The 26,757-nt window shown below is 63.7% G+C and carries 22 protein-coding genes; 5 read left to right on the top strand and 17 right to left on the bottom strand.

Features of this window, described 5'->3' with window-relative positions; translation table 11 throughout:
* Positions 1–319: 319 nt before the first annotated feature.
* Positions 320–3,166, bottom strand: coding sequence for a glycosyltransferase family 2 protein (locus tag FCT00_RS13195; RefSeq protein ID WP_171042988.1), 2,847 nt, complete (start codon positions 3,164–3,166; stop codon positions 320–322).
* A gap of 344 nt (positions 3,167–3,510) precedes the next feature.
* Between FCT00_RS13195 and FCT00_RS13190 the strand changes: the two genes are divergently transcribed.
* A complete protein-coding gene (locus tag FCT00_RS13190) occupies positions 3,511–4,452 on the top strand; it encodes a hypothetical protein (RefSeq protein WP_138423400.1) in 942 nt (313 codons plus the stop codon).
* Positions 4,453–4,458: 6 nt separating this feature from the next.
* Here the strand turns inward: FCT00_RS13190 and FCT00_RS13185 are convergent, their stop codons facing one another.
* The 5 genes from FCT00_RS13185 to FCT00_RS13165 are packed head-to-tail and all read right to left on the bottom strand — an operon-like array spanning position 4,459 to position 9,728.
* Positions 4,459–5,442, bottom strand: coding sequence for a glycosyltransferase family 2 protein (locus tag FCT00_RS13185; RefSeq protein ID WP_171042987.1), 984 nt, complete (start codon positions 5,440–5,442; stop codon positions 4,459–4,461).
* Between the two features lie 2 nt (positions 5,443–5,444).
* Positions 5,445–6,551: a class I SAM-dependent methyltransferase gene (locus FCT00_RS13180; protein WP_171042986.1), complete on the bottom strand. Its 1,107-nt coding sequence runs from the start codon at positions 6,549–6,551 to the stop codon at positions 5,445–5,447.
* 44 nt (positions 6,552–6,595) lie between these two features.
* Positions 6,596–7,837 carry a class I SAM-dependent methyltransferase gene (locus FCT00_RS13175; RefSeq protein ID WP_171042985.1) on the bottom strand — a complete coding sequence of 414 codons (1,242 nt, stop codon included), beginning with the start codon at positions 7,835–7,837 and terminating at the stop codon, positions 6,596–6,598.
* Positions 7,834–8,856, bottom strand: a complete 1,023-nt coding sequence (locus FCT00_RS13170; protein WP_171042984.1) for an NAD-dependent epimerase/dehydratase family protein — start codon at positions 8,854–8,856, stop codon at positions 7,834–7,836. The genes FCT00_RS13175 and FCT00_RS13170 overlap by 4 nt, the downstream gene beginning before the upstream one ends.
* The gene (locus tag FCT00_RS13165) at positions 8,853–9,728 is read right to left on the bottom strand and encodes a nucleotidyltransferase family protein (RefSeq protein WP_138423395.1); all 876 of its coding nucleotides are present in this window, start codon (positions 9,726–9,728) and stop codon (positions 8,853–8,855) included. Before FCT00_RS13165 ends, FCT00_RS13170 begins: the two co-directional genes overlap by 4 nt.
* A 41-nt stretch (positions 9,729–9,769) precedes the next feature.
* Between FCT00_RS13165 and FCT00_RS13160 the strand changes: the two genes are divergently transcribed.
* On the top strand, positions 9,770–10,549 hold the full coding sequence (locus FCT00_RS13160) for a cephalosporin hydroxylase family protein (RefSeq protein ID WP_138423394.1): 780 nt from the start codon (positions 9,770–9,772) through the stop codon (positions 10,547–10,549).
* A 307-nt stretch (positions 10,550–10,856) separates the two neighbouring features.
* Here the strand turns inward: FCT00_RS13160 and FCT00_RS13155 are convergent, their stop codons facing one another.
* The 3 genes from FCT00_RS13155 to FCT00_RS13145 form a co-directional block, all read right to left on the bottom strand.
* The gene (locus FCT00_RS13155; RefSeq protein ID WP_138423393.1) at positions 10,857–11,690 is read right to left on the bottom strand and encodes an ATP-binding cassette domain-containing protein; all 834 of its coding nucleotides are present in this window, start codon (positions 11,688–11,690) and stop codon (positions 10,857–10,859) included.
* Positions 11,666–12,748 carry an ABC transporter permease gene (locus tag FCT00_RS13150; protein ID WP_138423392.1) on the bottom strand — a complete coding sequence of 361 codons (1,083 nt, stop codon included), beginning with the start codon at positions 12,746–12,748 and terminating at the stop codon, positions 11,666–11,668. Before FCT00_RS13150 ends, FCT00_RS13155 begins: the two co-directional genes overlap by 25 nt.
* A 108-nt stretch (positions 12,749–12,856) precedes the next feature.
* The gene (locus FCT00_RS13145) at positions 12,857–13,894 is read right to left on the bottom strand and encodes a sugar ABC transporter substrate-binding protein (RefSeq protein ID WP_138423391.1); all 1,038 of its coding nucleotides are present in this window, start codon (positions 13,892–13,894) and stop codon (positions 12,857–12,859) included.
* 271 nt (positions 13,895–14,165) lie between these two features.
* Here FCT00_RS13145 and FCT00_RS13140 point away from each other — a divergent pair, with 271 nt between their 5' ends.
* Positions 14,166–15,311 carry an ROK family protein gene (locus FCT00_RS13140; RefSeq protein ID WP_235889129.1) on the top strand — a complete coding sequence of 382 codons (1,146 nt, stop codon included), beginning with the start codon at positions 14,166–14,168 and terminating at the stop codon, positions 15,309–15,311.
* Between the two features lie 161 nt (positions 15,312–15,472).
* On the opposite strand, the gene FCT00_RS13135 is transcribed toward FCT00_RS13140, so the two are convergent.
* From FCT00_RS13135 to leuC, 7 genes are read right to left on the bottom strand one after another with little or no spacing between them, the layout of a single operon-like run.
* Entirely contained in the window at positions 15,473–15,910 is a 438-nt protein-coding gene (locus FCT00_RS13135) for an acyl-CoA thioesterase (RefSeq protein ID WP_138423390.1), read from the bottom strand.
* Positions 15,910–17,070 carry an iron-containing alcohol dehydrogenase gene (locus FCT00_RS13130; protein ID WP_138423905.1) on the bottom strand — a complete coding sequence of 387 codons (1,161 nt, stop codon included), beginning with the start codon at positions 17,068–17,070 and terminating at the stop codon, positions 15,910–15,912. The genes FCT00_RS13135 and FCT00_RS13130 overlap by 1 nt, the downstream gene beginning before the upstream one ends.
* A 38-nt stretch (positions 17,071–17,108) precedes the next feature.
* Positions 17,109–18,083, bottom strand: coding sequence for a 3-hydroxyacyl-CoA dehydrogenase NAD-binding domain-containing protein (locus tag FCT00_RS13125; protein ID WP_138423389.1), 975 nt, complete (start codon positions 18,081–18,083; stop codon positions 17,109–17,111).
* A 2-nt stretch (positions 18,084–18,085) separates the two neighbouring features.
* Entirely contained in the window at positions 18,086–18,964 is an 879-nt protein-coding gene (locus FCT00_RS13120) for an isocitrate lyase/PEP mutase family protein (protein ID WP_138423388.1), read from the bottom strand.
* Complete coding sequence (locus FCT00_RS13115) at positions 18,961–19,599, bottom strand: isochorismatase family protein (RefSeq protein ID WP_138423387.1); 639 nt, start codon at positions 19,597–19,599, stop codon at positions 18,961–18,963. The genes FCT00_RS13120 and FCT00_RS13115 overlap by 4 nt, the downstream gene beginning before the upstream one ends.
* A complete protein-coding gene (gene leuD / locus FCT00_RS13110; protein WP_138423386.1) occupies positions 19,599–20,234 on the bottom strand; it encodes a 3-isopropylmalate dehydratase small subunit in 636 nt (211 codons plus the stop codon). Before leuD ends, FCT00_RS13115 begins: the two co-directional genes overlap by 1 nt.
* Positions 20,235–20,236: 2 nt before the next feature.
* Positions 20,237–21,640, bottom strand: a complete 1,404-nt coding sequence (gene leuC, locus FCT00_RS13105; protein ID WP_008330112.1) for a 3-isopropylmalate dehydratase large subunit — start codon at positions 21,638–21,640, stop codon at positions 20,237–20,239.
* A gap of 177 nt (positions 21,641–21,817) precedes the next feature.
* Here leuC and FCT00_RS13100 point away from each other — a divergent pair, with 177 nt between their 5' ends.
* Together FCT00_RS13100 and FCT00_RS13095 are read left to right on the top strand one after the other, a co-directional pair.
* Positions 21,818–23,875, top strand: coding sequence for a hydantoinase/oxoprolinase family protein (locus tag FCT00_RS13100; protein WP_138423385.1), 2,058 nt, complete (start codon positions 21,818–21,820; stop codon positions 23,873–23,875).
* A gap of 4 nt (positions 23,876–23,879) precedes the next feature.
* Entirely contained in the window at positions 23,880–25,658 is a 1,779-nt protein-coding gene (locus tag FCT00_RS13095; RefSeq protein WP_138423384.1) for a hydantoinase B/oxoprolinase family protein, read from the top strand.
* 21 nt (positions 25,659–25,679) lie between these two features.
* Here FCT00_RS13095 and FCT00_RS13090 read toward each other — a convergent pair whose 3' ends face one another.
* Complete coding sequence (locus FCT00_RS13090) at positions 25,680–26,714, bottom strand: LacI family DNA-binding transcriptional regulator (RefSeq protein ID WP_008330109.1); 1,035 nt, start codon at positions 26,712–26,714, stop codon at positions 25,680–25,682.
* Between the last annotated feature and the right edge of the window lie 43 nt (positions 26,715–26,757).

Below are 26,757 nucleotides of genomic sequence, written 5' to 3'. Positions count from 1 at the left end.
GCCTCTGTAGCTTTGAAACAGAAGCTGCGTGCGAGCACGGGCACACAGAAGAGATTGTGACTGGCCAAATGCGGTCGCGCGCGGTCGCGCAAAAAACCTAAAGTCCGTTGTTCAGCCTACGTGTGATCTCGGGCTCGACAGCCCGGCGGAATCTACACACCTGCGGGTCCGGCGAGAGAGAGCAATTCTCCGGTTCCGGCGCATGTAAAGTCTCCAAGAGTTCGTCGCCGCGCACTCTTCCTCTCAAACCACGCAAACTAGACCGCAGCCTACACGCACACCCGAAGGCGACGTCATCCGCCAGCTTCTCTCACCTTCCTCAGATGTCGAAACGCTGGATGTTCACGTCCAGCGTCGACCAATCCCCCAGATAAACCTCGTCCTGCCGGAATGCGTTGGCACCGACGAACAGGGATGTGTCGTTGGTCCAGGCGAATTCGCCGGGCGGGATGAAACCGACACGCTCCTCGCCGTCGACCGCGAGATAAAGCTCTTGCCCCTGCGCCTGCGCTTTGAACGTGAAAGGGCGACCGACCGGGCAGGGGCAGGGCAGGATCGCGCTGGTTTCGTAGTCGTCGAAGGAACGGTATAGGCGGAAGACCAGCATTTGCCGCTGGCTGTTGAACCGAATGAACCAGCCGGCGCCGTCGGTCCGGTGCCTCGATGCGACGTGGACCAGAAGTTCGTCGACCTCACCGCCGAACATGGCGCTCCCGTCCGCGGCAATCGTCGGTGCGTCGCGGTAGACATGCGACTGAAACAGGAGCCGGCGGTCGATGTCATCGGGGCTGGCTGGCTCGACCGGAAACCTGTTCTCGGCGCCCGGGCGCACGAAGGCCGTGGTCCCGACACCCGGACCGATGAGCGACCTGTAGACGTTGCGAAATTCCACGGGGCCTGCGCTTTGGCCCGTGACGCGGGCCAGCCAGTTTCCGTCGATGCGGGTCGGGAAGTCCTGCGGCAGGTCGAAGCGTCGTAGGCCCGGCGGCATGGCGAAGGCCGACAGGCCTTTGGTGGGGTTCATCTGCGACAGGAGCGCGTCCCACACATCGGCTGGCAATTTCAACGCGCCGATCTCCGGCGCACGGGTTCTCGTATCGTCCTGCGAACGCCAGTCGGGCTTGGGGAAAACCCCCTCCTTCAGTAGCCGGTCATGCGCGGCCAGGATTTCGTCCATTTCGGCTTCTCCGATGAGCGAGAAGCTGCGGTCGAGCGTTTCCATCTGCGCTTTCAGGCGCTCGAACACCACCGTGTTGAAGGCACGATCACCCCGGCCCATCGCCTTGGATATGAGCATCGCGGCCGCGAAGATATCCGGCAGGGACTCGTTGCGAAGGGCAGGGGGCGGCAGATCCAGATCATTATGATCCACGCCGATGATCCCTGCGATCCAGGGCAAGATGCCGCCCTGATCGCGCATGTCGTCATAGTCGATCCGATGCACGCGGGCGACGTTGTCAGGACGGGCGAGGATCTCTTCCACGCGATCCCAACAAGCCAGTCCCTGCACACAGAGTTCGTAGAAGAACCGTTTGGGATTGTGGCTCCAGTCGTTTCGCGGGTTCGCGGCAAGTTCACGATAGTAGGATGCGAACCACGGCCCGAAATCACGCGGCACGAAGGCGAATTCGATGGGCAGGTCGCCGAAAATCTCGGCCAGCAGATCGACGACGTTGCCCTGTCTCCAGAACCGCAGCGATACGATGTTCTCGGCAGAGATGACCAGCGTCTTGATCGGGCGTCCGAGCGACATGATCTCGGCGCAGAGTTCCGGGTAAAACCCGCCGTCGTGAAAGATATGGTTATCGACGAAGGCCGCGTGTCCCGGTGTGCGTTCCCGCCGGATCGTCCGTTCGCGTCGGGCGCCGATCACCGGATAGTGGACGCCCCGTTCGATCAGCGTGAAACGATTGCGCTCCATCGTGGCCTGCGCGTAGGACGTTCCGGTCTTGGTCGGCCCGACGTGGATCACGACGCGTTCGACGAGGTCGCCGAGCTTCACGTCCGTTCCCTCCTCCGGGCCGAACCGTGCGCCGCGATTGAACGTCAGGTAGCGGCAGAAAATCTCTTCCGTCGCCCCGCGTTCTTCCGACCAGATCGCGAAAAGTTCCGAAATGGACAGCCGCTGGTGACCGATGATCTTCAACGCGCGGTCCGTGTCTGCGCGGCGAACGAAATACCAGAGCAGGTCCAGCAATGCTTCGGCGGTGTTCTGTTCCGCGCCCACGCTGTTGGGCACCAAGGTGTCGTCGAGATAAAGGGGCAGATCGAACTCCGGGAACGTCCTGAGTGCCGCGAAAAGCGCTTCGATCTGCGCGCGCGACGCTGCCCCGTCTTGACCGGTCAGGAACTTCCCCCAGTAGGACACGAGGTTCTGACAATAGATGATCGTGTTGGCCCGAAGGAAGCGGTCTTCGATCTTTCCCGCCGCGCGGGCTTGGCTCAGGATTTCACCAACGAGCCGACAGTGTTCGGTGAACAGCGCGAGCTGGTGGTCGTTGATGGTGCGAACGACCGAGCCTTCGCGCGCGAAATGGTCGAGGACATGCAGCTTCGTGACCGCGATCCGGGCGGCGGCGATCAGCACGGTCAGGACGAACGGGCGGTCTTCGCGCTGCGGCAAATGCTCAGAGAACCGGATGTCGGCGGTGTCGAGGAAGTCGCGGCGGTACAGCATCTGCCAGCAACTGCTGACATTCGCCAGTTCCGGCCAGTCGCGAAGCGTGACGACACCGGCTCCGGGCACCGCCACCGGGCGCGACGGCGTGCGGCCGCCATCGAGACGCGTGGTCGAATAATGGCCGCAAACGACCTCTGCGTCCTGTGCTTCCGCGGTCGTGACCCAATCGCCCAGCACGGTATCGGACGAGAAAAGGTCGTCGCTGTCGAGGAACGCGATGTATTTGCCGCGCGCCCTGTTCAGGCCGATGTTGCGCGCGGTCGACTGGCCACGGTTTTCCGGCTGGGCCTCGATATGGAACGGGAACGGCGACCGGTCCTTCAAATCGGTGAGGATGTCGACGGTTTCGTCTTCGCTGGCGTCGTCCACCACGATCAGCTCGACCCGAATTCCTTTCTGGGACAGGACCGATTCAATCGGCGCGGTGACAAAATGGGCCGAATTGTAGGTCGGCATGATGACGGAAACGTCGATCTCGCTGTTCATCTCACCCCTGGGGTTCTGGCCCCGTGTTTTCGTTGGCGCTGTTCGGGCGCTTCGCACATCCCGTGCGCCCCGCATCATTGCGGCAAGCCCGCCCCCGCGCAACCGTCTGGCACCGAATTTCGCCTGCTGGTCCAATGTCCCACGCGCGCACGGTGAACGTCACCCGTTGAATGCGTCCGCCGCATGTCGGAAAGTCCTGTCCAAGGCCACCGAACGTCGATGAACCGCTGTCGAGGGAGTAACGCTTGCCCGTCTGCTATCTGCACATTGGCGCATCGAAATGCGCGAGCACCTCGATCCAGCGCGCGTTTCAAAAGTCGCGTGAGTGGTTGGCGGAAGGAGGGGTGATCTATCCCAAGTCCGAGAATGCGCGACACGATTTTCTGGTCACGCTGCACCATGCGGACCCTCTCGACCTGAACCTGCACAAACGTTCCGGTCTGGGTCTGGGGGCGGTGCGCGCGCAGGCTGAAGCGCAGCGGGACGCGTTCGAAGCGTTGATTGCGGCCAATCCCGAGAAGGACGTGTTTTTGTCGAGCGAGTTGCTTTTCGACGAAGCGCACAATTTGGATCTTGGCGGCCTGAAACGATATCTGGACGGGCTGTTCGACCGGGTCATCGTGGTCGCACTTGTGCGCGATCCGTTGGATTGGACGAACAGCCGCGCACAGGAAAACGTCAAGAGCGGTGGGCTGACACTGGAGGACGTTGCCGAGAACCTCGTGCTCCCCCGTTTCGAAGGGATCGAACTTTTTCGCGATGCGTTCGGGTCCGAGGCGCTGCGCGTTCGCCCGATGGAAACGCTTGGCAACGAGGACCGGTCACTCACGCATGCCTTCGCCGCATGGCTGTTCGGAGATGATCGGATCGCGCATCACTTGCCCGATCTGTCGATCAACGAGAGCGTTCCACTGGAAGGTTTGATGATCGCGAGCGAAGTCAACAGGTTCGCAGGGTATGCGTTGGGGCATACGAAAATGGCCTCAGGCGGCGCGGGTTCGATACGTGGATTGACCGCTCAGGATTTCCGCAAGATCGGACGAACGCGATTTCGCCTTCCGGCCGCACGCGTGGCTCAGGTGCTTCCCGGGTTGCAGGCCCAGTACGACTACCTGAACGGGACATGGGGCGCTGGCTACGCGCCACCCGACCTGTCGAAATTCGAAGATCCAGTCGCAGTTTGGGATCAGGAAACGCTGACCTCCATCGGCGTCGCCATGAACGACCTTGGCCAAGCGTTGCTGCGATCGCGGGCCGAAAACCTCAAGTTGCGAACGAAAGACTGAACACGATCAGAACCGGCGAAGGGCCCGCGTGACGTCCCGACGCAATGCGAGCCGTCGTTTGCGCTTGTCACCTAGCACGAGCCGCCCAAGGCTTGTCGGCCGCCCGTTCAGATACAGCGGCAGCATCAATTCGAGAGCAAGCTCCGAACGATTGAGCCAGCACCAGATCATCAGCACCCGGTAGACCGCCAAACGCTCCCGCCCGGTCAGGCCGACGGGCCCAAGCGCATCCAGAAACCCTTTCAAGATCCGCCAGTTCGTCAGGATCGGCCTGCGAGATGTTCCGCCGCGGTTCCACGACAGCCGGTCCTGTTGCGTTTTCTGCCCGCGCGTCGAGGTCAGCGGATGATCCCGATTGAAAAAGAGCGGTTCGGGCACGATCCGCGAACGCCCAAGCAGCGTGATCGCGGCGAGGAACACGCGGTCGGAGGCGATGAAGTCCCCATGAAGTGGCGTCCGCTCCATCACCTCGCGCCGGATCAGCCCGAAAATGGGCGAGTTGTTGCGGGCCAGCGGAAGAACCCATCGCGCAAAGCGGCGTACCGGATCGTCGCTGTCCACGTCGATCTGGTCGAGAAAGCACATCGTCTGCACGCCGAACCCGTTGATCCGTATCGTCTGGCTATGGGCAAGGATGCAGGTCGGATCATCGTCCAGCACCGCGACCATCCGCTCCAGAAACTCGGGGGCCAGGAGGTCGTCATGCGCGTGCCACTTGAAATAGGGCGCGCGGCTCATGCGGAACGTCATGTCGTAATTCGCGCAGGCCCCGAGGTTCGAGGGCTGGCGGTGATAGCGGATGCGCGGGTCGGCGTCCGCATAGCGTCGGCAGATCGCCCCGGTCCCGTCGGTCGAGGCGTTGTCGCAGATGATGAGCTGGAAATCGCGAAAGGTCTGCGCCAGAAGACTGTCGAGCGTCTCGGCAATGTATTTCTCGCCATTGAAAACCGGAAGGCCGATCGACACGCGCGGAAGATCGTCGGCACCCATCGTCAGTCCACCAGATGAAGCTGCGGGTTGCATCCGAACGCCGAAAGGGTCGCCGCGATTTCGCCCGAGTAGACAGGGTTCATGACGACGACATCGGTGACGCCGCTGAAATCCGCGTCTTCGGGCAGGTAGACCGGGATCGCGCTGCCGGGCAGAAAGGTGTTCCGTTTCAGCGGGTTGATGTCGATGGCGCAGGCGATGGCGTCCTCCAGACCCGTGAAATTCAGGAACGCGACCGCTTTCGATCCCGCACCCCAGATGATCGGGGGCCGCCCGGCGGCGATCAGGGACGCAAGCGCCCCACGCGCGTTCGCGATGGTGGTTTCGAGGCGGGTCTGGAACCCGGTGAATTGGGCAATGTCGGGCGACGTGTTGACGTTCGCGGCGGCGCCCGCACGGGCGATCACGCCAAGGTGCTGGTCGCCGTATGTGACGAATGTCTCGACCACCTCCAACCCCGCACGGGCGCAGGCGGTGTGAAGGGCGGGGGCGGTGAAGTAGTTCACATGCTCGTAAATGATGTCCGCAAAGAGCGTGCGATCGTAGATATGCGCCACGTTGGGGACTTGCAGGAACACGAGCGTTTGGTCCGAGCGGCCCGCACAAACGGCCATCTCGCGCAGAAGGTCCACGGCGTCCACGACGTGCTCCAACGTCATCTTGCAGGTGATGAGCGCGACCGGGTCTGCCAAGTCCTCGGCCCTGAAAACGCGCGGGATGAGCGTGGCCTGCTCCACCTGAACCCGGTCGAAATCGAGCGCGGGGTCGACGCCGATCAGGGGCCTGTCCGACACCTCGGCAAAGGCCGCGAGGAATTCACCTTGGCCGCAGCCCACATCCAGAACGGCCCCGGACCCGGCCGCACGCCCGTTCAGGTCCGCGACAAGGCCGCGCATGTATTCAGCGAAGGTTTGGGAATGGGTCTGCGTGGATTCGTAGGCGGTGTCGTAGGAAACGAGGGCGGCATCGAAGGCCGAATTGAAGGCGAAACCGCAGCCTCGGCAAAAGACCAGCGCGATGGTCCCGCGCGGCTCGGCAAGGGCAGTCGCGCGGTCATGGATCAGGCGAACGGCGTGGGCCGGGACGTTTTCGGCGCGGGGGCCTGCCATCAGGTCGCGCCCCTCACAAACCGGGCAAGTATGCGCGGCGGAGGTCATACCAGCACGGGATCGGGCAGGGGGATGATGAACCGGCCCGCGAACCCCGCCTCATCGCGGAGCTGGCGCATAATCTCGTCCGCGAAGTTCCACGCGAGGATGAGGATGGTATCCGGGGCGTCCTGCATCAGCGCGTCCCGCGACACGATGGCCAGATCGGTGCCGGGCATATAATGCCCGTGCTTGCGGGCGTTCAGATCCGCGACGACCCCCAGCCGGTCCTTGTCCAGACCGCAGAACGCCAGCTGCGTTGTCGCCTTTCCTGCCGCAGCATAAGCGCGGACCCGGCGCCCCGCCGCAATCTCGGCGTCGATGAGGGCGCGCAGCCTGCCGCGCACCGCGCGCGCTTCCACCCCGATCCGTTGGGCATACGCAAGCGTATCCTGACCCTTTTCTCGCTCTGCTGCGATCAGCGCCTGCGCGGCAGGACCGTCGGTGTCGCCGTGGCGGATGAATAGCCGAAGCGACCCGCCGTGGATGGGAAGCCGCCAGACATCGGTAAGGCAAAGCCCGGCGTCGCGAAACAGGCGCGACAGGGTGCCGACGAGGAAATAGCACAGGTGCTGGTGATAGATCGTATCGAACGCCCGCCCTCCGACGAGGTTCGCGAAATACGGCACCTCGATCACGGCCATGCCACTTGGCTTCAGGATGGTGGCGATCCCGGCCACGAACCCGCGCAGGTCCGGCACGTGGGCGAGCACATTGTTGGCAAGAAACAGGTCCGCTTTCACGCCGTCGTCCGCCAAGTCCTGCGCCACGTCGCGCCCGAAGAATTCCACCCGCGTGTCGATGCCGTAAGTCGCCGCAACCTTGGCCTGGCCGTCCGCCGGATCGAACCCGATCGTGCGCGCCCCGACGGCGGCGAAATGGCGCAAGAGGCAGCCATCGTTGCTCGCCGCCTCGATCACGGTGGCGTCCGGCCCGATGCCGAACGTGTCGATCAGGTGTTCGGCGCTGGCTTCGAAATGGGCCGAGAGGTGCGGGGAGACCGAGGAATAATAGGGGTAGTCATCCGCGAACAGGTAATCGGGATCGACGTCGAGGCTGAGTTGCGTCAGCCCGCAGGTGCCGCAATGCACAAGCTCCAAGGGAAGCTTCGGGGCCGGATCGACCGAGTGGGGCTTGGCCGCGAGCTTGTCCGAAATCGGCGTGGACCCGAAAGACGCGACCTCGCGCATCCCGTCCTGCCCGCACACGCGGCACGCCGTTCTGAGCGTGAAAGCCGGGGCGCTCATGCCGGCACCAGACGCAGATCGGACGTGAGCCGGCCTGCCTCCCGCAGGGCGAGCAGTTGCGCGATCCGGCCATGGAACAGCGCCCGAAGCCGCGCCTCGTCCAAGTCCCCGACTTTCGCGACGACCTGCGCGATCCCGCGTTCCACAGACCATGTGGGCGCGAAGCCCGGCAAGCCCGTCTCGGCCTTCGAGCAATCGACCCGATAGGACCGCGTATCCGTCACCGCATCCTCTGGCATCTGGATGTCGCAGCCACCCATGAGCCGCGAGATTTCGCGGGCAAGGTCGATGATCATCCAGTTGTCTTGGGTGCGCCCGATGTTGAACACCTCACCCGAAACCGTCCCGCCCGGCGCCTCGAGCGCCGCAAGGAAGCCCGCGCACATATCGCCCACATGGACCATCGGCCGCCACGCCCGCCCGTCGCTGTTCAGCCGAAGCTGACCGTCCAGCCGGGCCGAGGCGACGAGGTTGTTCACCACAAGATCGAAGCGCACCATGTCGGACCAGCCATAGGCCGTGCCGAACCGAAGCGAGACGGGCGCGAAATCGGGGGTGGCGAGCGCGGCGATGTCGCCCTCGGCCCGCAGTTTGGAGACGCCATACGCCGTGACGGGGTTCGGCACAGCACCTTCGTCGATCATCTCGTCGCCCTGACGGCCATAGACCGAGCAGGTCGACGAGAACACGAAGCGCGGCACCCCGGCGCTGCGGGCCTTGCAGGCGAACAGAGCGGCTTCGCGGTGATTGACCTGATGCGTCAGGTCCGGATCGAGGTTCGACAATGGATCATTCGACAAGGCCGCCAGATGGACGACACTATCGAAACCGACCAGTGCGCTTTCGGAGATCGAACGGAAATCCTGCCGGACGACGCGGCTCCGCCCCGGCAAAGGCCGCACCTCGCAGCCAGCGAACAAAAGCGAGTCCATGCGCGTGACGTCATGACCCGCAGCCTCCAGCATCGGGATAAGGGCGGCGCCGACATACCCTTCCGACCCGGTGACAAGAATCTTCACGCGCTGGCCCCCCGCGTTGCGGCTAGAAACGCGTCTTCGACAAAAGGCAGATCTTCGGGCCGGTCCACACATTCCCACCATCCGGGGTGGCGATAGGCAAACGCCTGCCCACGCGCGATGAGCTCCTGCACCGCCCCCGTTTCCCAATCGGTCTGCCCTGCGTGAAGCAGGTCGAAAACCGCAGGCTCCACCACGAACACCCCGCCGTTGATCCATCGGTCGGGGTCGATCTGTTTTTCCCGAAGGCCGGACAGGCGCGATCCGTCCAGATCGAGGACCCCGAACCGCTCGCGCCCATGAACCGCCGCCACCGTCATCAGACCACCATGCGCGGCATGGAACTTCAGCATCGCGTTCAGGTCGATGTCCGACAGCCCGTCGCAATAGGACAGCACGAAGGTTTCCTTGCGCAGATGGGGCTCAAGCGCCAGAAGCCGTTCGACCTTGCTGGCATCGGCCCCGGTGTCGAGACTTAGAACGTGGGGCAGGGCAGAGGGGGCGCGATCCGCGTGCCGGGCGTCCGCCGCGTGCTCCAGATCCCGCGCACCGTCGAAATAATCGCGCACGATCTGGGCTTTGTAGCCAAGGGCAACGACGAAATCGCGAAACCCGTGCCCGACGGCATGATCCAGAACGCGATGAACGACGGGCCGACCGCAGACGGGTAACATCGGCTTCGGTTGGTTTTTCGAAAGTTCCCCGAGACGGGACCCTCGACCGCCCGCCAGCACGACAAATTGCACCCAGCCCTCTTTTCGCAGATATTGGGCCGCGGCGTTGTCGCAGGGCCTTGCGAACCATAAAAAGACATGCTGGTCCAGACAACGCCGAAAACGGAAAAAGCGTTGGGAAAGCCTTTCATCGCATGACATTCGTTGGTGGAGCCTACGTATGATTTGCCCGGAGTGCCCGCATGGACGAGCTTGAACGATTTTCCCGCGACCGCGAGGCAGCGATCCAAAACTACGAACAGGACACGCCGTTTCAATCGAACTCGCTGGCGTGGGTGCTGGAGGCGATGTCCAAGCGCTACGTCTACAATTTCGATTGGCTGGGCCGCCCGATCATCCAGTATCCGCAGGACCTTCAGGCCATGCAGGAGATCGTCTGGCAGACCCGCCCCGACGTCATCATCGAGACAGGGATCGCCCATGGCGGCTCGATCATATTCAGTGCGTCGATGCTGGCCTTGCTCGACTATACCGATGCGGCGGCGGCAGGGCGTCCGTTGGTTCCCGGCCAGTCGGACCGGAAGGTGATCGGCATAGACATCGACATTCGCGCCCACAATCGGCCCCTGATCGAAAAGCATCCCCTAGCCGGGCTGATCACGATGTACGAGGGCTCGTCGGTCGATCCTGTCATCGCGAAGAACGTCCGCGCCGCCATACCGGAGGGCGCGCGGGTCATGGTCTGCCTCGATTCCCACCACGAAGAAGCGCATGTGCTGGCCGAACTCGACACCTACGCGACCCTTGTCACCCCCGGATGCTACTGCGTGGTGCTCGACACGTTCATCGAGGATGCACCGCCCGGGTTCATCGCCGATCGGCCCTGGGACGTCGGCAACAACCCGAAGACGGCCGTTCACAAATGGCTGCCGGCAAACCCCGCGTTCGAGATCGACCGACAGCTTGCGCGAAAGCTCATGATTACCGGCGCACCGGACGGATACCTCAAACGCGTTGAATGATCCCGGCTGCGGTCTCGGGCGGTCGAACTTTGAGAAAGGGCAGAGGGCCGTTGAGGTATTGGCTTGCCTCGACGGGACTCCATCCGGCGCTTTAGGACGCAACCCGAGATCATTCGTCCCGCGGTGTTTGCGTAAGGCCGATCGCTTGCTCCAGGAATGCGTTCATGAGGTCAGCAAAGAAAGCTTCCGAAAACGGTGGGATTTCCATCGCTCGCCAATGTTCCGGCAGAGGTCAACGCCCGATTGCCTCTGCTGCTTTGCCGACGGTTCCTTCCGCCCGACCCAAGCTATCGAACCAATCAGCGGATCACTTTGGCGACAACTGCTGCTCCTCGATGGGCGGCGGCTCCATCGCTCCGGTCATGATCGCCACGGCGTCGGACATCGAGTAGTTTTCGGGGTCGATCACCGCGTGCCGTTTGCCGAGCCGGTGGATGTGGATGCGGTCCGCCACCTCGAACACATGCGGCATGTTGTGGCTGATCAGCACGATGGGAATCCCGCGCGAGCGTACGTCCTTGATCAGCTCCAGCACCCGCCGGCTTTCCTTGACGCCCAACGCGGCGGTGGGTTCATCCATGATGATGAACTTCTTCGCGAAGGCCGCAGCGCGGGCGACGGCGACGCCCTGACGCTGGCCGCCGGAAAGGGTTTCGACCGCCTGATTGATCGACTGCACCGTCATAAGGCCCAGTTCGGTCAGCTTCTCCCGCGCGATGCGCTGCATTTCCGGTTTGTCGAGCATCTTGAACCAGCTGCCCATGATGCCGGGTTTGCGGATCTCGCGCCCGACGAACATGTTGTCCGCGATGGACAGGGCGGGCGACAGGGCGAGGTTTTGGTAGACGATCTCGATCCCCTTGTCGCGCGCCTCGATGGGCGATGAGAAGTGGACCTTTTCCCCGTCGATGACGATCTCGCCATCATCGGGTTGCACAGCCCCGCAGATCGCCTTGACGATCGACGACTTGCCCGCGCCGTTATCCCCGATGACCGCCAGAATCTCGCCCGGATACAGGTCGAAATCGGAGTGGTCGATGGCGGTCACGCGCCCGTAGCGTTTGACGATGCCGCGTCCCTTGACGATGGGTTCGATGGTTTGCGTGGTATCGGACATCAGCTCGAAACCTTTCTGATCCATTGGTCGATGGCGACCGCGATGATGATGAGCCAGCCGATGGCGAAGACCTGCCAGAGCACGTCCACCTGTGCGAGCCGCAGGCCCGATTGGAACACGCCGACGATCAGCGCGCCGAACAGCGCCCCGAGGATCGAACCCCGGCCACCGAAAAGCGAGATGCCCCCGATCACGACGGCGGTGATGGATTGCAGGTTGCCCTCGTAAAACGATGTGGGCGAGATTGACCCGACGCGGCCGATTGAAGCCCAGGCCCCGATGGCGGCGACCAGTCCGGCCAGCGCGTAGACCGAAATCAGGGTGCGGTCGGTGCGGATGCCGGCAAGTTCCGCGGCCTCCTTGTCGTCACCGATGGCATAGACGTGGCGGCCCCAGGCGGTCTTGTTCAACAGATACCACAGCACCGCGAAGACGATCACCATCAGGATCGACCCGAAGGTGATGCGGGCCGATCCGACCGAAATGGCCTGACCGAAAATCTTGAGAAGCGGCGCGGTGTTGTCGATATCCTCGCCCCGGATCGACTGTGCGCCGGACAACCAGAGCATCAGCGCGTAGAAGATGTTCCACGTCCCCAGCGTCGTGATGAACGGCGGCAGTTTGATCTTGGTGACGAGAAACCCGTTCAGCAGCCCGGCCCCGATCCCGCCGCCGAAACCGATCAGCAGCGCCAGCGGGGCAGGCACGCCAAGCTCCACCGCCAGCTTGCCGGAGATGACCGACATCAGAACCATGATCGCGGCCACGGACAGGTCGATCCCCGCCGTCAGGATGACAAGGCTTTGCGCGGCGGCGAGAATGCCGATGATCGAGACCTGCTGAAGGATCAGCGACAGGTTGAAGGGCGAAAAGAACCGCTCGCCCGCGATCAGGCCGAAGATAATCACGCTCGCGACCAGCACGATGACGGGGACCATCGTGGGGTTGCCGTGCAGGAAATGCTGCGCCTTGGCGACGAAGCCCTTTCGCTCGTACACGAAGGACGCGACGTTCGCGTCACTGCTGTCCAGCGTGTTTTCGAAATCCTGTCGGTTCCGGGTGCTCTTCTGAACATCGGCCATGCGTATCCTCCCTGCGGTCCCGAATGGTAACACGGGGACCGGCGAAACAGGTGGTAATTTCGGGAAAGTAGGTCGGGGGGCGATCCAGCCGCCCCCCGTGTCAGTGGGTCAGCCCCAGCAGAGTTCCAGCGCCTCTTCGGAGGTGATCGACTCGATGCCGTCCACCGGCTGGTCGGTCACGAGCTGGACGCCCGTGTTGAAGAAATCCAGCCCTTCGCTGTTCTCGGGCTTGGAGCCGTCGGCGGCGAAGGCGGCGATCGCTTCGATGCCCTTGGAGGCCATGAGCAGCGGGAACTGCATCGAAGTCGCGCCGATTACGCCAGCGGCGACATCGCGCACGCCGGGGCAGCCGCCGTCGACCGAAACGATCAGGGCCTGATCTTCGAGACCTGCGGATTTGAGCGCCTCATAGGCACCGGCCGCGGCGGGTTCGTTGATCGTGTAGACCACGTTCACGCTGGGATCGATCTGCATCAGATTTTCCATCGCCGTCCGGCCACCATCGGCGTTGCCGTTGGTCACGTCGTGGCCGATGATCCGGTCGTCATCCTCGTCACCGATGTCGGTCGGATCCTTGATGTCGATGCCGAAGCCCTGAAGGAAACCGCCGTCGCGCAGATAGTCGACCGAAACTTCGGACGGGTTCAGGTCGAGCAGCGCGATCCGGGCGTTCGCCGGGTCGTCGATGGTGGCGGCGGCCCACTGGCCGATCAGTTCACCCGCTTTGAAGTTGTCGGTGGCGAAGGTGGCGTCGGCCACATCTGCGGGCTCGAACGGGGTGTCGAGCGCGATCACCAGAAGCCCGGCGTCGCGGGCCTGACCGATCACCGGCGCAAGGGCGCGGCTGTCGGACGGGGTAATCAGGATGCCTTTCGCGCCGGAGGCGATGCAGGTTTCGACCGCAGCGACCTGAGTTTCGACGTCGCCGTCGATCTTGCCGGCGAAAGTCTGAAGCTCGATCCCGTTCTCCTCGGCGCCTTTCAGAGCGCCTTCTTTCATCTTCACGAAGAACGGGTTGGTGTCCGTCTTGGTGATGAGGCAAGCGCCGACCGGCTCATGCGAAGCGGCCTGCGCGGCGCCCGCGACGAGAGCCAGCGCCGACGCGGCGGACGCGAGTTTCAGGGTGTGCGTGAATGCGGATTTCATGACCATCCTCCCAGAAGTCAAAGTGAATACCAGAGCCGAAAGACCGACCCCACAATTCGCAAAAGGCAATGATTCTGGGCGACCTGTCAATAAATAAATCAATCTGATTTACTATTGACAGGACCGGCCCAATTTCCGACCTTTGGCGCCAGTTCGTGTGGGAGGCGCGCGGAGCGGAATGAGTAAAAGCGCATTTAATCAAGGTGTTGATGACGGGCAGGTCGGGGCGGGTGTGCTGACCGCCGCTGTGCGCGGCTCCAACCAAAGCGGGATGCGTGCCCATAATGAACGCCTCGTGCTGACGCTCCTGCGCCAGCGCGGCCCCCTTGCCAAAGCCGACATCGCGCGCACGACCGGGCTGTCGGCGCAGACGGTTTCGGTGATAATGCGCGCACTCGAAAGGGACGGTCTGCTCACGCGCGGGGAGCCGCAGCGCGGCAGGGTGGGGCAGCCCTCGGTGCCTATGGCCCTCGCGGCGGACGGTGCATATTTCCTTGGCCTGAAGGTCGGGCGAAGGAGCCTCGACCTCGTTCTCATCGATTTCGTGGGGCGTGTCGAAGGCCGGGTGCATATCACCCACAAGTTCCCGACCCCCGAGGGCGTCGTGCGGTTCGCCAACAGTGCCATCGACCAGCTTCTGGGCCAGTTGACCGGACCTCAGCGCGCCCGCGTGTCCGGTCTGGGCATCGCGATCCCTTTTCAGCTTTGGGACTGGGCCAAGCCGCTTGGTGTGAAACCGGGAGAGCTGGCGGAATGGCGCGACCGCGACGTCGAGCGCGAAATCGCGGAAAACTGGGATTTCCCCGTCTACCTCAAGAACGACGCGTCGGCGGCTTGCGGCGCCGAATTGGTCTTTGGCGAAAAAGACAGGCCCAGCGACTTCCTCTATTTCTTCATCGGATTCTTCGTCGGCGGCGGGCTGGTGGTGGACAATGCGCTTTATACCGGACGGACCGGGAACGCTGCCGCACTTGGGTCGATCCCGCTTGGGATGAGTGGTTCCCAAACCCGTCAGCTGGTTGATGTCGCCTCGCTCGCATCTCTGGAAAACGCACTTATCGCGGTCGGCGGAAACGGAGACATGATCTGGGAGAACCCGAAAAGCTGGTCCGTGCCGGACGCCATCCTCGATCGCTGGATGGACGAGGCGTGCGAGGGGCTTGCCTACGCCATTCTCTCCGCAGTCTGTCTGATCGATTTTCCACAGGCGATGATCGATGGTTGGCTGCCTGATGACATCCGGGCGGAGATTGTGAAACGCACGCGTGACCGTGTCGCAACCGCCAATCTCGCCGGTATCGCTACGCCGGATGTCCGTTCAGGCACCATCGGTAGCGATGCACGGTCCCTTGGTGCGGCCAGTTTGCCGCTGTCCGAGCGTTTCCTTGTGGATAAAGATGCGTTCCTGATGCGCTGAATTGCAGTGCGGAGTGGTTGGTTTCGTTGTTGTGCGCGGTGGCTAGCCGCGGCCTCGCTGCGGTGGAGGAACACGAGGCGCGTGTGGCTTGTCATTGATGCCCTTGAGCAGCCAAACACAAATGCCGGACCCGCACAAACAATCGCACCGGAAGGGTCGGCCTAGGTCTCGAGGGTTGCCAATGCGGTGCGAAGGTCGTTGGGCAGGGCGACCGGTCGGCGGCTTTCTGCGTCGACGCAGACATGCACGAAGTAACCTTCGGCGGAGGTCGCTTGATCGTCGTTTCGGAACAGCCCGATCTCGTAGCGCACCGAACTGCGGCCCACATGCGTGACCTTCAACCCGGCGGTCACTGTGTCGGGGAATACGATCTCGCCGGAATAGCGGCATCCGCTTTCCACCACGAGGCCGATGGTCTCGCCCGATTTCGGGTCGAGAACCCCGTGCTCCATCATCCAGCCGTTGACCACCGTGTCGAACATCTCGTAATGCACGACGTTGTTGATGTGGCCGTATACGTCACCGTCGCGCCAGCGCGTCTGAAGCGTGCGGAATACCGGGTAATCCTCCCGCGTCGAGGGCGCCGAGCGGTCGGCCATCACCACGCCTCGCGGTAGATGGCCAGCGCGTCGGCCTCGCTCACGTCGCGGGGGTTGTTGACGAGCAGACGCTGCTGGAGCATCGAATCCGCGGCCATTTTCTCAAGCGCGGTTTCGGGGATTCCGACGTCGCGCAGGCGCGTTTCCATGCCCAGTTTCGAAGACAGCCCGGCAAGTTCGTCGATGAAGACGGTGCACAGGCGATCGGCGTCGTTGCTGCGTTCGAGATACGGAAAGGCATCGTGGGCGATTTCGGCATAGAGGTCCGCAGCAACCGGCGCGTTGAAGCGCAGGACGTGGGGCAGGACCAGTGCGTTCGACAGGCCGTGGGGCACGTGGAATGTCCCGCCGATCGGATAGGCGAGCGCGTGGACGGCGGCCACGGGCGAATTGGCAAAGGCCTGACCGGCCAGCATCGAACCCAGCAGCATCGCGCCGCGCGCTTCGACGTCGGTTCCGTCCATCACGGCGGTTTCGATGTTCGCGCCAAGCAGCCGAAGTGCTTCACGGGCGAGGAGCTTTGACACCGGGTTGTTGTTGGCGCTCTTGGAAGCATAGGCTTCAATCGCGTGGACCATCGCGTCGACGCCGGTGGCGGCGGTGATCGCGGGCGGCAGGCCAAGCGTCAGTTCGGCGTCCAGAACCGCGATGTCGGGCAAGATCACGGGGGAGGAGACGCCCCGCTTTTCCTCTTCGCCGACCGTGATGATCGACACCGGCGTCACTTCGGACCCGGTCCCGGCGGTCGTGGGAACGAGCACCAGCGGAAGGCGCGGTCCCTTGGCGTTCGCGACGCCCCATGCCGCGTCGAGGTCTTCGCCGGAGCCAAGGAGAAGCGCGGCGAGTTTGGCCACGTCAAGCGACGAGCCGCCCCCGAAGCCGATCACGCCGGTCGCGTCCGCTGCACGTCCCGCCTCGGTCGCGGCCATCAGCGTGGCGAGGCTGGGGTCGGCCTCGACCCGGTCGAAAACCGTGACCGCCACCCCAGCGTCTTCGAGGTCGGCCAAAGCGGGGTCGCACAGTCCGAGCTTGCGCAGGCCGGGGTCGGTGACGAACAGGCAACGCTCGCCCACGGTCGGCTTGGCGAGTTCGCCCATGCCCGCCGCCGCGCCGGGCCGGAAGACGACGGATTTCGTCGTGTTGAACGTGAACGGTGCGATCATGGTCCTCCCTCCATCCCGGTGCGATCCGGGTCTTTTTATCCGCGGTCGGGCGCGGTGCCATCCCCCTTTGCGCCGGGGGCCGTGTCCCCCGACTGCAATCGCCGCGTAGCGAGGATGCGCCGGTCGCGCCAGCTTTGGGCGTCGGGGATCGTGCCCACCGGCTGTCGGCGGGTCATTTCGTCGTTTATCTTCGCGACGAGGTCGGGCCCCCAGTCGTAATCGGTGCGGGCGTCCGCGCCCATTTTCTTCATCATCCCTTCAAGCTGACCGACGAAGCCGGCAAACCCTTCGTGGGCATTGAGATGGGCCGTCATGAAGGGCCCGATCGAGGCCCAGCGAAGTGCGAGCCCGCTGGTCATCACCCGGTCGATATCGGCCGCGCTGCAATACCCTTCGCCCACCAGATGCATCGCCTCGGCGACCAGCGTGTATTGCAGGCGATTGAGGATGAACCCGTCGATTTCCTTATTCACCGTGATCGGTTCCATGCCCGCCTCGGTATAGAATCGGCGCGCCCGCTCCACGGTTTCGGGCGCCGTCAGTGGCGTGGCACAAAGTTCGACCAGTGGGATGTGAGACGGCGGATTGACCGGGTGACCGACAAGCGCGCGCTCGGGGTGCGGGATGTCGCCAAGGAATTGCGACCCCGGCAGGGCCGATGTCGACGAGAGGAGCAGGCAGTCGTCGGGCGCAGCCGCGCCGATCTCGTCGAAGAGCGCACGCTTGATGGCAAGGTCTTCGCGAACGCTTTCCTGCACGACCTCGGCGCCGGACAGCGCCTCACCCAACGACCCGGCCACGCGGATGCGCGCACGGATGTCGGCAGGTGCCTCGCCCGTCGGCATCTCGCGGCCAAGTTGTTCGAGCGTCGCCTCGATCCGGGGCAGGGCGCGGGCGGCGATGGTGTCTGCGTCAGCGTCGTAGAGGACGACCTCGTGGCCCGCGCGGGCGAACACCGTGGCCCAGCCGCATCCGACCGTTCCGACGCCGATGCAGACGACCCGTGCCATGGTCAGCTCACCGGATCGTCGATCTCGGACCACTTCGCTTCGAAGTCCCAGATGCGTTGGAAGCCGATCAACTGGTTGAACTCGGAAAAATCGAACAACTCGATGTTGGGGGAGTTCGAGGTGCCTTCGGTCTTCAGGACGTTCAGCGCACGTTCGGCCGCCGCGGCGGCGGCGAGGCCGGTGAGCGACGGGAAGATGGCGAGGTTGTACCCCATCTTCTCAAGCGCCTCGGCGGTCAGGATCGGCGTCTTGCCGCCATCGGCCATGTTGGCCATCGTCGGCGCGTCGATCAACTCGTTCGAGCGGCGCATTTCGTCCTCGCTCTCCAGCGCCTCGACGAAGACGACGTCGGCGCCCGCGTCGCGGTAGGCCAGACCCCGGTCGATCGCCCCTTGGAACCCTTCCACGGCGCGGGCATCGGTGCGCGCGATGATAAGCGTCTCGGGCGACTGCCGCGCCTCGCAGGCGACCTTGATCTTGTTGACCATGTCCTGCGTAGGCACCACGCGCTTATAGGGCGTGTGCCCGCATTTCTTGGGAAATTCCTGATCTTCAAGCTGAATGCCCACGGCACCCGCAGCCTCGTACCCGCGGACGGTGTGGTCGACGTTCAGAAGACCGCCATAGCCGGTGTCGGCATCCGCGATCACGCCCGCCTTCACCGTGCGGCACAGCGTTTCCACGCGGCCCACCATGTCGGTGTAGGTCGCGATCCCGGCGTCGGGGATACCTTGCTGGGACGCGGTGCCCCAAAACCCGGAGGAATAGACGAAATCGAAGCCGACCTTGTTGCTTACGACGGCGGTGATCATGTCGTGGATGCCGGGGGCCACAACGAATTCGCCGCGCTCGAGCACGGCTTTCAGGCTGGGTCGGGTCATTCTTGCTCCAACGTGTTGAGATAGTCGATGACGTCGCTTTCCGAAACGACGTCGCCATATTTCGCGTCCATATCGAAAAGATTGGCTTCGTGCGGGGCTTCGTGCCGGTCGCCCACGGCCTCGCGCGGGATGATCGGGATGAAGCCGTGCGAACAACTGTCGATACAGGTGGCGCGCACACAACCACTGGTCGTGACGCCCGTGTGAATCAGCGTGTCCACGCCCCAAGACGCGAGCGTCGAGGCGAGCGAGGTGCCGAAGAAGGCGCTTGGGTATTGCTTGGAAATGACCAGTTCGCCTTCACCGACCTCCAGCCCCTTGGGCCAGTCGCCCATCGGGTTGCCTTTGATGAAGTTGCGCAGGGGCAGGGCCTTTTGGAAGAACCGCCCCCCGTCCTTTCCTCCGGCCTGATAGACGACATTGGTATAGATCACCGGGACGCCCTTTTGCCGCGCCACTTCGCGAATGCGCAGGGCGGAGGCGAGCGCATCGTCCACATCGGCATAAAGCTCGCAGGCTTCGTTGAAGTAGCCCTCGACGAAATCGATGAAGATGAGCGCGGGCTTCCGTCCGAAGCCGATCCGGTTGCCGTAGGCGCGTTTGTAGTTTTCGACGAGGTCCGATTCCGTGCTCATCAGGCTGCGTCCTCCTCCGATTTGATCTGTCCGAATTGCTCGGGCGCGAGGACGAGCCAGGGCGTCTCCCGCGCGCGGCGTTCTTCGTAGGCCGCGAGGGCTTCGGCGTCGTCCGTCAGGATCGCCCCGATCTCGTCCAGACCGGCCATCAGCGCGCGCTTGCGGTTCGCTTCGATCTCGAAGGCGATGGCCGTGTCGCCCACCCGGATCGTCTGCGAAGGCAGGTCGACTTCGACCTCTTCACCGGCTCGCGCGGCTTTTTCCATGCGCGCCATGTCCTCGCCCTGAAGGCGGATCGGCAGCACGCCGTTCTTGAAGCAGTTCGCATGGAAGATCTCGCCGAAGCTGCGCGCGATCACGCAGCGGATGCCGAGGTCGGCAAGCGCCCAGACCGCCTGTTCGCGGCTCGACCCGGTGCCGAAGGTCTCGCCGGTGACGAGGATCTGGGCCTTGTCATAGGGCGGCTGGTCGAGAACGAAGGGTTCGTTTCCACCGCGCCGTTCGTTGAACGCATACCGCCCAAGCCCGTCGCGTTCGAGCAACAGCAGGAACCGCGCCGGGAAAATCACGTCGGTGTCGATCGCATCTTCCATCAACGGGGCGGCGACGCTTCGCAGTTTCGTCAGTTTTTCCATCGTTACAGATAGTCCCTCACGTCGGTGATATGCCCGGCAATCGCCGCGGCGGCGGCCATCTGCGGGCTCATCAGGTGGGTGCGCCCGCCGATCCCCTGCCGCCCCTCGAAGTTCCGGTTCGACGTGGACGCGCTCCGCTCTCCCTTGGACAGGCGGTCGTCGTTCATGCCCACGCACATGGAACAGCCGGCGTCGCGCCATTCGAAGCCCGCCGCGAGGAAAACGCGGTCCAGCCCTTCGGCTTCGGCGATGGCCTTGACCGATGCCGATCCGGGCACCGCGATGGCACGAATGCCCGGCGAAACCTTGCGGTCGGTCAGAACCTTCGCCGCGGCGCGCAGATCCTCGATCCGGCCATTGGTGCAGGAGCCGATGAACACCGTGTCGATGGCCACGTCGGACAGCCGCGTTCCGGGGGTGAGCCCCATGTATTCAAGCGTCTTGCGCATCTTCTCGCGCTTGCCGTCGTCCTGAAGCGTCTCGGGGTCGGGCACCACGCCGTTGACCGGCAGGGTGTGCTCAGGTGTCGTGCCCCAGGACACCTGCGGCTCGAGCGTCGAGGTGTCGAACGTGATCTCGCGGTCGAAAACGGCGTCCTCGTCGCTGCGCAGCGACATCCAACTGGTCACGGCGGCATCCCAAAGCTCGGCCTTCGGGGCGAGGGGGCGGTCCTTGAGATAGGCGATGGTCTTTTCGTCGGGCGCGACCATGCCGACGCGGCTGCCCGCTTCGATGGACATATTGCACAGCGTCATGCGGGACTCCATCGACAGGTCGCGCACGGTCGAGCCTGCGTATTCGATGGCATAGCCCACACCGCCCCCCGTGCCGATCTTGGCGATGAGGGCGAGAATCACGTCCTTCACGGTCACACCGGCCGGCAGGCCGCCCTCGAGGTTGACGCGCATGGTTTTCTGCCGGCGTTGGCGCAGGCTCTGGGCCGCAAAGACGGTGGCGCATTCGCTCGCCCCGATGCCGAACGCGATGCAGCCGAAGGCACCATGGGTGCTGGTGTGGCTGTCACCGCAGACGAGGACCGATCCGGGCAAGGTGAAGCCGAGTTCCGGGCCGATCACGTGAACGATCCCGTGCCGGTCACCCTCCATCGGGAGATAGGTGATGTCGTGGCGCTTGGCGTTCTGCTTCAGCCGGTCGACCTGCGCCTGAGCCAGTTCGTCCGCGAACCGGCGGCCGTCACGCTTTGTCGGGACGGCGTGATCGGCCACGGCGACATGGGCTTCGGGTCTGCGCACCTTGCGCCCCTGCTTCTCGATGGTGGCGAAAGCCTGCGGGCTGGACACCTCCTGAACGAGGTGCCGGTCGACATACAGGAGGGCTTCGTCGTTGCCGTAATCGGTCACCACGTGCTGATCCCATATCTTCTGATAAAGGGTGCGAGGGCACATTACGTTTTTCTCCTCAAAGGCAATGGCTTACGGTTCCCTCCCGGCAGTTTCGCGACAGGGGGCGCCACCACTTTTTTCCTTGATCTTGGGTGGACCTTACTATTTCATGAATACGCATTCAACAGAAAAGCTGCCTCACTGAATCAAGTAGGCGTAAACAGCAACAGGGAGAGCATCATGAGGCTCGGAGTCGATGTGGGCGGTACGTTTACCGACCTGCTACTTCAAGATGACGCGGCGAACAAAACGTACCGGGCGAAAACGCCCTCGACGCCGCAGGACCAGTCGATCGGCGTCGCCGAAGGGGTGCGCCTGATCTGCGAAAAGGCGGGCGTGAAGCCGTCGGACATCTCGCTCGTCCTGCACGGGACGACGGTCGCCACCAACGCCGTGCTCGAAGGCAAGGGGGCCCGTGTCGGCCTGCTGGTGACCGAAGGGTTCGAGCACACCCTGCACCTTGCGAAATCGTGGACGCCCGGTCCGCTGTTCGGCTGGATCGTGATGGACAAGCCCGATCCGCTCGCCGCACTGAAGGACACACGGGGTATCCCCGAACGGGTCGACGCGCGCGGCAACGTGGTGCGCGAACTCGACGAGGCGAAGGCGATCGAATTGATCGACGACCTCTGCGGATCCGGCATCGAGGCTTTGACGATCTCGCTCATGCACTCCTACGCCAACCCCGCGCACGAACGGCGGTTGCGCGAGCTTGTGCAGGAGCGTTTCCCGGACATGACGGTTTCGCTGTCCTCCGACATTCTGCCGGAATTCCGCGAATACGACCGCGCGATCACGACGGTCATGAACGACTACGTGCGCCCGATCATGACGCGCTACCTGTCGCGCATCGAACAGCGCCTGAAAGAGGTCGGGGTCGAAAGCCGCCTGCATATCGTTCGCTCGGACGGCGGGCTGATGAGCGCCGAGGCCGCTGCACAACGGCCCGTCCACACCGTGTTGTCCGGTCCGGCAGGGGGCGTCACCGCCACCGCGATGACCGCGCGGCGCACGGGGATCAACAAGCTTCTCGCGTTCGACATGGGCGGTACATCCACCGACGTGTCGGTCATCATCGACGGCAATCCGATGATCTCGCGGTCGACCGACGTGGGTTATTTCCCGGCCAAGGTGCCGACGCTGGACGTGCGCAGCGTGGGCGCGGGCGGCGGCTCCATCGCCGAGGTGTCCGAACTGACCACCTCGCTTCGCGTGGGTCCGCGCAGCGCGGGCGCGATGCCCGGCCCGGTCGCCTACGGGCGCGGTGGCACCGAGCCGACCGTTTCCGACGCGAACGTGATCCTGGGCTACCTTCCCTCGCGCCTTCTCGGCGGTGACATGACGCTGGACGTCGACGGCGCGCGCGAAGCGGTCGCCAGCATCGGCAAGAGCATCGGCCTGTCGCCGGAAGACGCGGCGCAGGGCATTCTCGACATCGCGAACGAAGTGATGCTGGGCGCCTTGCGCGTCATCACCGTGCAGCGCGGTCTCGACCCGCGCGACTTCGGCATCGTCGCCTTCGGTGGCGCCGGACCGCTCCACGCCAACGCCATGGCGCAGGTGCTGGGCTGCTACCCGGTTGTCGTGCCCCACAACCCCGGCGTTCTGTCGGCGCTGGGCTTCCTCGAAGCCGAGTTCAAGAACGAATTCGTTCAGACCCTGATCGGCTCGGTCGCGGGTATGAACGACGGCAAGGTGTTCGAGCATTTCGCCGACCTTCGCGGCAAGGCGCTGGAATGGCTCGACGAGCAGGAGGTCGAAAAGGCCGACCGCGGGCTCAAATACACCATGGACCTGCGCTACGAGCAGCAGGGCTTCGAGGTCGAGATCACGGTTCCGTCCGAGATGATCGACAAGGCGGACGGGCTGGACACCGTGCTCAAGGATTTCCACGAAACCCACGAGCGTCTCTACGGTGTGCGCTTCGACCTGCCGATCGAGCTGGTGGCGCTGCGTGTCGTCGCGACCGGGGCGACGCCGCCGGTGGAATACACGATGCCCGAGGACGGCACGACCGACGTGACCGAAGCGATCATCGAAACGCAGCCCGCGTATTTCCACGGCGAATGGATCGACACGCCGCATATCGACCGGGACCGGCTTGCGACCGGCGCGCGGATCGAAGGGCCGGCGATCGTGCGACAGTACGATACCACGACCGTCCTGCTACCGGATCACTATGCCGAGGTCGACGAGACCGGCAACCTGATGATCTGGCCCACCAACAAGGGAGAATGATCCAATGACCAAGAAACTCGACCCGATTACACTCGACCTGATCGAGAACGCGCTTCTGAACGCGCGGTTCGAGATGGACAGCGTCGTGACCCGCGTTGCGCTTTCTCCGGTGATCCGCGAACAGCACGACGAGTTCCCGATGATCTGCAACCCCGCGGGGCAGATGGTGGTGGGCCAGTTCGGCTCCTACATCCCCGAGATCGTGGAGCAGTACAAAAACAACATCAACGAAGGCGACATCTTCGTCTGGAACGACCCCTATGCCTGCAAGGGCTCGATCTCGCACAACAACGACTGGTGCGTGATGATGCCGATCTTCCATGAGGGCCACCACGTCGGCTACAGCTCGATTTTCGGGCACATGGTGGACACGGGCGGCAAGGTGCCCGGTTCGATGCCTGCGGATGCCTACACGATCTGGGAAGAGGGGCTGCGCGTTCCGCCGGTGAAGATCTACGAGGACGGCAAGCTCAACGAGGGCGTCCTCCAGATCATGCTGAACAACAGCCGCACGCCCGACATGAACCGCGCCGACCTCATGGCGCTCATCGCCGGGTGCCGGACGGCGGCCAAGCGGGTGCAGGAAATCTGCGACCGTTTCGGGCGCGACAGCTACCTGACCGCCTGTGACGAGCTGATGTCGCGCACGCGCGAAGCGATGCGTGTGCTCATCTCGAAATACATACCCGAAGAGCCGGTGACCTTCACAGATTACGTGGATGACGACGGCGTGGGCAACGGCCCGTTCAAGCTGCACCTTTCGATCTACAAGAAGGGCGAAGTCGCGGTCATCGACTGGACCGGGACCGACGATCAGGCCGAGGGGCCGATCAACTTCCACATCCACGAAGGTCTCTGCAAACTGTTTTTCGGCGTCTACATGATTATGGCCTTCGATCCCAAGATCATGTTCAACGAAGGGTTCTACGACCTGTTCGAGATCATCCTTCCCGAAGGCAGCCTTCTCAATCCCAAGTTCCCGGCCGCTCTGTCGAACCGTCTGAACACGCACACGCGGTTCTTCGACTGTCAGGCGGGCGCGCTGGGCCAGCAGGCCCCGCACCTTTCGATGGCGGCGGGCTACGGCACCAGCCCGCACTTCATCTTCACCGGGACCGACGAGAACGGAAAGTATTTCCAGCTGATGGAGCTTCTGTTCGGCGGTGTTCCGGGCCGTCCGCGTGACGACGGTCTGGACGGACACGCGTGGTGGCCGCTCTTCAGCGCGACGCCCATCGAATACATCGAGAACTACTACCCGGTGATCGTGGAGCGTTACCGCCCGGTGCAGGATGCCGGTGGGGCCGGTCTTCACCGTGGCGGTGCCGGGATCGAGAAGGTGTATCGCGTGCTCGCCTCCGGTTCGATCTCGATCCACGACGACCGCGAGGTGGTGCCGCCCTGGGGCATCAACGGCGGCCTGCACGGCGGCACGTCGAGCAAATGGGTCGTGCGCGCGGGCAAGGACGAGCCCGAGCGCATTCCGTCCAAGACCGACAGCGTCAAGGTCGAGCCGGGTGACCGCATCATCTTCATCACCGCCGGGTCCGGTGGCTGGGGCGATCCGCTGGAACGGCCCGTCGAGAAGGTGCTGAAGGATGTGCGCGACGGGCTGGTGTCACGCCAGAAGGCCGAGCGCGACTACGGCGTTCTTATCGGCGAGAATCTGACCGTGGACGAAAACGGGACCGAGGCTTTGCGCAAGTCCCAGCGCAAGGAGCGGGGCGAACCGGCACCGTTCGATTTCGGCTTCATCCCCGGCGTTCACGAAGCGGCTGAATAAGGCCCTTTGCGGTGGGCGTGCCTAGCGCGCCCACCTTCCCATTCCGGGCACGGTGTGGCCCGGGATCAGATCGCCGGGGATCACCCGGCGTTGTGCTTCGGCCCCTTTCAGGTCTTCCGGCGCGGCCTTCAAAAGTTCGAGCGTTTCCGCGACCATCCGTTCGACCGGCTGACGCACCGTCGTCAGGCTGTAGGGCGCGCGCTGCCCCTCCCGTATCCCGTCGAACCCGGCGAGCATGATGTCATCGGGTATCTTCAGGCCGAAGTTCTCGTTCAGCGCGTCGGCGCAGCCGATCGCCATGATGTCGTTCACCGCGAAGATCGCGTCCGGGAAGCGCGGACCCGGCCCGTTGAAGCGGCGGATCATGGCGTTTCGCGCGCCGGAATAGCTCGATTCACCGTCGACCTCTTCGATTTCGACCCCGGCGACCCCGTCCACGGCGGACCGGAACCCTTGGACCCGGTCGATGCTCGTCGAGCCCTGCGGATCGCCCCGCACGATAAGGATGCGCCGCGCGCCCGCAGCCGCCATCAGCCGACCCAGAACCGCGCTCCCCTCGAAGTTGTCGCACTGGACCCCGGACAGTTCGGACCCGACGACGCGGCGGTTGAACATGACCACCGGGATGCCCAGACCTTCGCTGAGTTTCACGAGTTCCGATGACATCTGGGCCGAGGTGACGACCAGCCCGTCGATGGGATAGCGCATCGCCTGCATCATCACGTCGTCGCTGTCGCGCCCGTCCTGCACCGAGAAGGCGAGGACTTGGCGATGGGTGCGCTGGATGGATTCCACGAACACCTGCAACGTCTCGGAATAAAAGGGATTGTTCAGGTTGCCGCTGATGACCGCGACCATGTTGCTGCGCTTCGACGACAGGCTCGACGCGAACACGTTCGGCACGTAGTTCAGCTCTTTCGCGGCGGCCAGAATGCGGTCGCGCTTTTCCTTCGTGATGCTCGCACCGGGCGTGAAGGCGCGCGACACGGCTGGCTGTGACACGCCCGCAAGTTTGGCCACGTCGAAGGAAGTCACCCGTGATTTAAGACGTGCCATCGCTACAAAATACCTTTTCCGTCCACCACCGCGCCGACCGGGG

The sequence above is a fragment of the Maritimibacter alexandrii genome, assembly GCF_005871115.1.
GTDB lineage: Bacteria > Pseudomonadota > Alphaproteobacteria > Rhodobacterales > Rhodobacteraceae > Maritimibacter > Maritimibacter alkaliphilus.
This window is presented reverse-complemented; position numbering and strand designations above follow the sequence as displayed.

Bases quoted from the DNA above. Each gene is read 5' to 3' on its own strand.
- FCT00_RS13195 (WP_171042988.1), bottom strand. From the start codon at position 3,166: ATGAACAGCGAGATCGACGTTTCCGTCATCATGCCGACCTACAATTCG.
- FCT00_RS13185 (WP_171042987.1), bottom strand. From the start codon at position 5,442: ATGGGTGCCGACGATCTTCCGCGCGTGTCGATCGGCCTTCCGGTTTTC.
- FCT00_RS13180 (WP_171042986.1), bottom strand. From the start codon at position 6,551: ATGGCAGGCCCCCGCGCCGAAAACGTCCCGGCCCACGCCGTTCGCCTG.
- FCT00_RS13175 (WP_171042985.1), bottom strand. From the start codon at position 7,837: ATGAGCGCCCCGGCTTTCACGCTCAGAACGGCGTGCCGCGTGTGCGGG.
- FCT00_RS13165 (WP_138423395.1), bottom strand. From the start codon at position 9,728: ATGTCATGCGATGAAAGGCTTTCCCAACGCTTTTTCCGTTTTCGGCGT.
- FCT00_RS13160 (WP_138423394.1), top strand. From the start codon at position 9,770: ATGGACGAGCTTGAACGATTTTCCCGCGACCGCGAGGCAGCGATCCAA.
- FCT00_RS13155 (WP_138423393.1), bottom strand. From the start codon at position 11,690: ATGGATCAGAAAGGTTTCGAGCTGATGTCCGATACCACGCAAACCATC.
- FCT00_RS13150 (WP_138423392.1), bottom strand. From the start codon at position 12,748: ATGGCCGATGTTCAGAAGAGCACCCGGAACCGACAGGATTTCGAAAAC.
- FCT00_RS13145 (WP_138423391.1), bottom strand. From the start codon at position 13,894: ATGAAATCCGCATTCACGCACACCCTGAAACTCGCGTCCGCCGCGTCG.
- FCT00_RS13140 (WP_235889129.1), top strand. From the start codon at position 14,166: ATGCGTGCCCATAATGAACGCCTCGTGCTGACGCTCCTGCGCCAGCGC.
- FCT00_RS13135 (WP_138423390.1), bottom strand. From the start codon at position 15,910: ATGGCCGACCGCTCGGCGCCCTCGACGCGGGAGGATTACCCGGTATTC.
- FCT00_RS13125 (WP_138423389.1), bottom strand. From the start codon at position 18,083: ATGGCACGGGTCGTCTGCATCGGCGTCGGAACGGTCGGATGCGGCTGG.
- FCT00_RS13120 (WP_138423388.1), bottom strand. From the start codon at position 18,964: ATGACCCGACCCAGCCTGAAAGCCGTGCTCGAGCGCGGCGAATTCGTT.
- FCT00_RS13115 (WP_138423387.1), bottom strand. From the start codon at position 19,599: ATGAGCACGGAATCGGACCTCGTCGAAAACTACAAACGCGCCTACGGC.
- leuD (WP_138423386.1), bottom strand. From the start codon at position 20,234: ATGGAAAAACTGACGAAACTGCGAAGCGTCGCCGCCCCGTTGATGGAA.
- leuC (WP_008330112.1), bottom strand. From the start codon at position 21,640: ATGTGCCCTCGCACCCTTTATCAGAAGATATGGGATCAGCACGTGGTG.
- FCT00_RS13100 (WP_138423385.1), top strand. From the start codon at position 21,818: ATGAGGCTCGGAGTCGATGTGGGCGGTACGTTTACCGACCTGCTACTT.
- FCT00_RS13095 (WP_138423384.1), top strand. From the start codon at position 23,880: ATGACCAAGAAACTCGACCCGATTACACTCGACCTGATCGAGAACGCG.
- FCT00_RS13090 (WP_008330109.1), bottom strand. From the start codon at position 26,714: ATGGCACGTCTTAAATCACGGGTGACTTCCTTCGACGTGGCCAAACTT.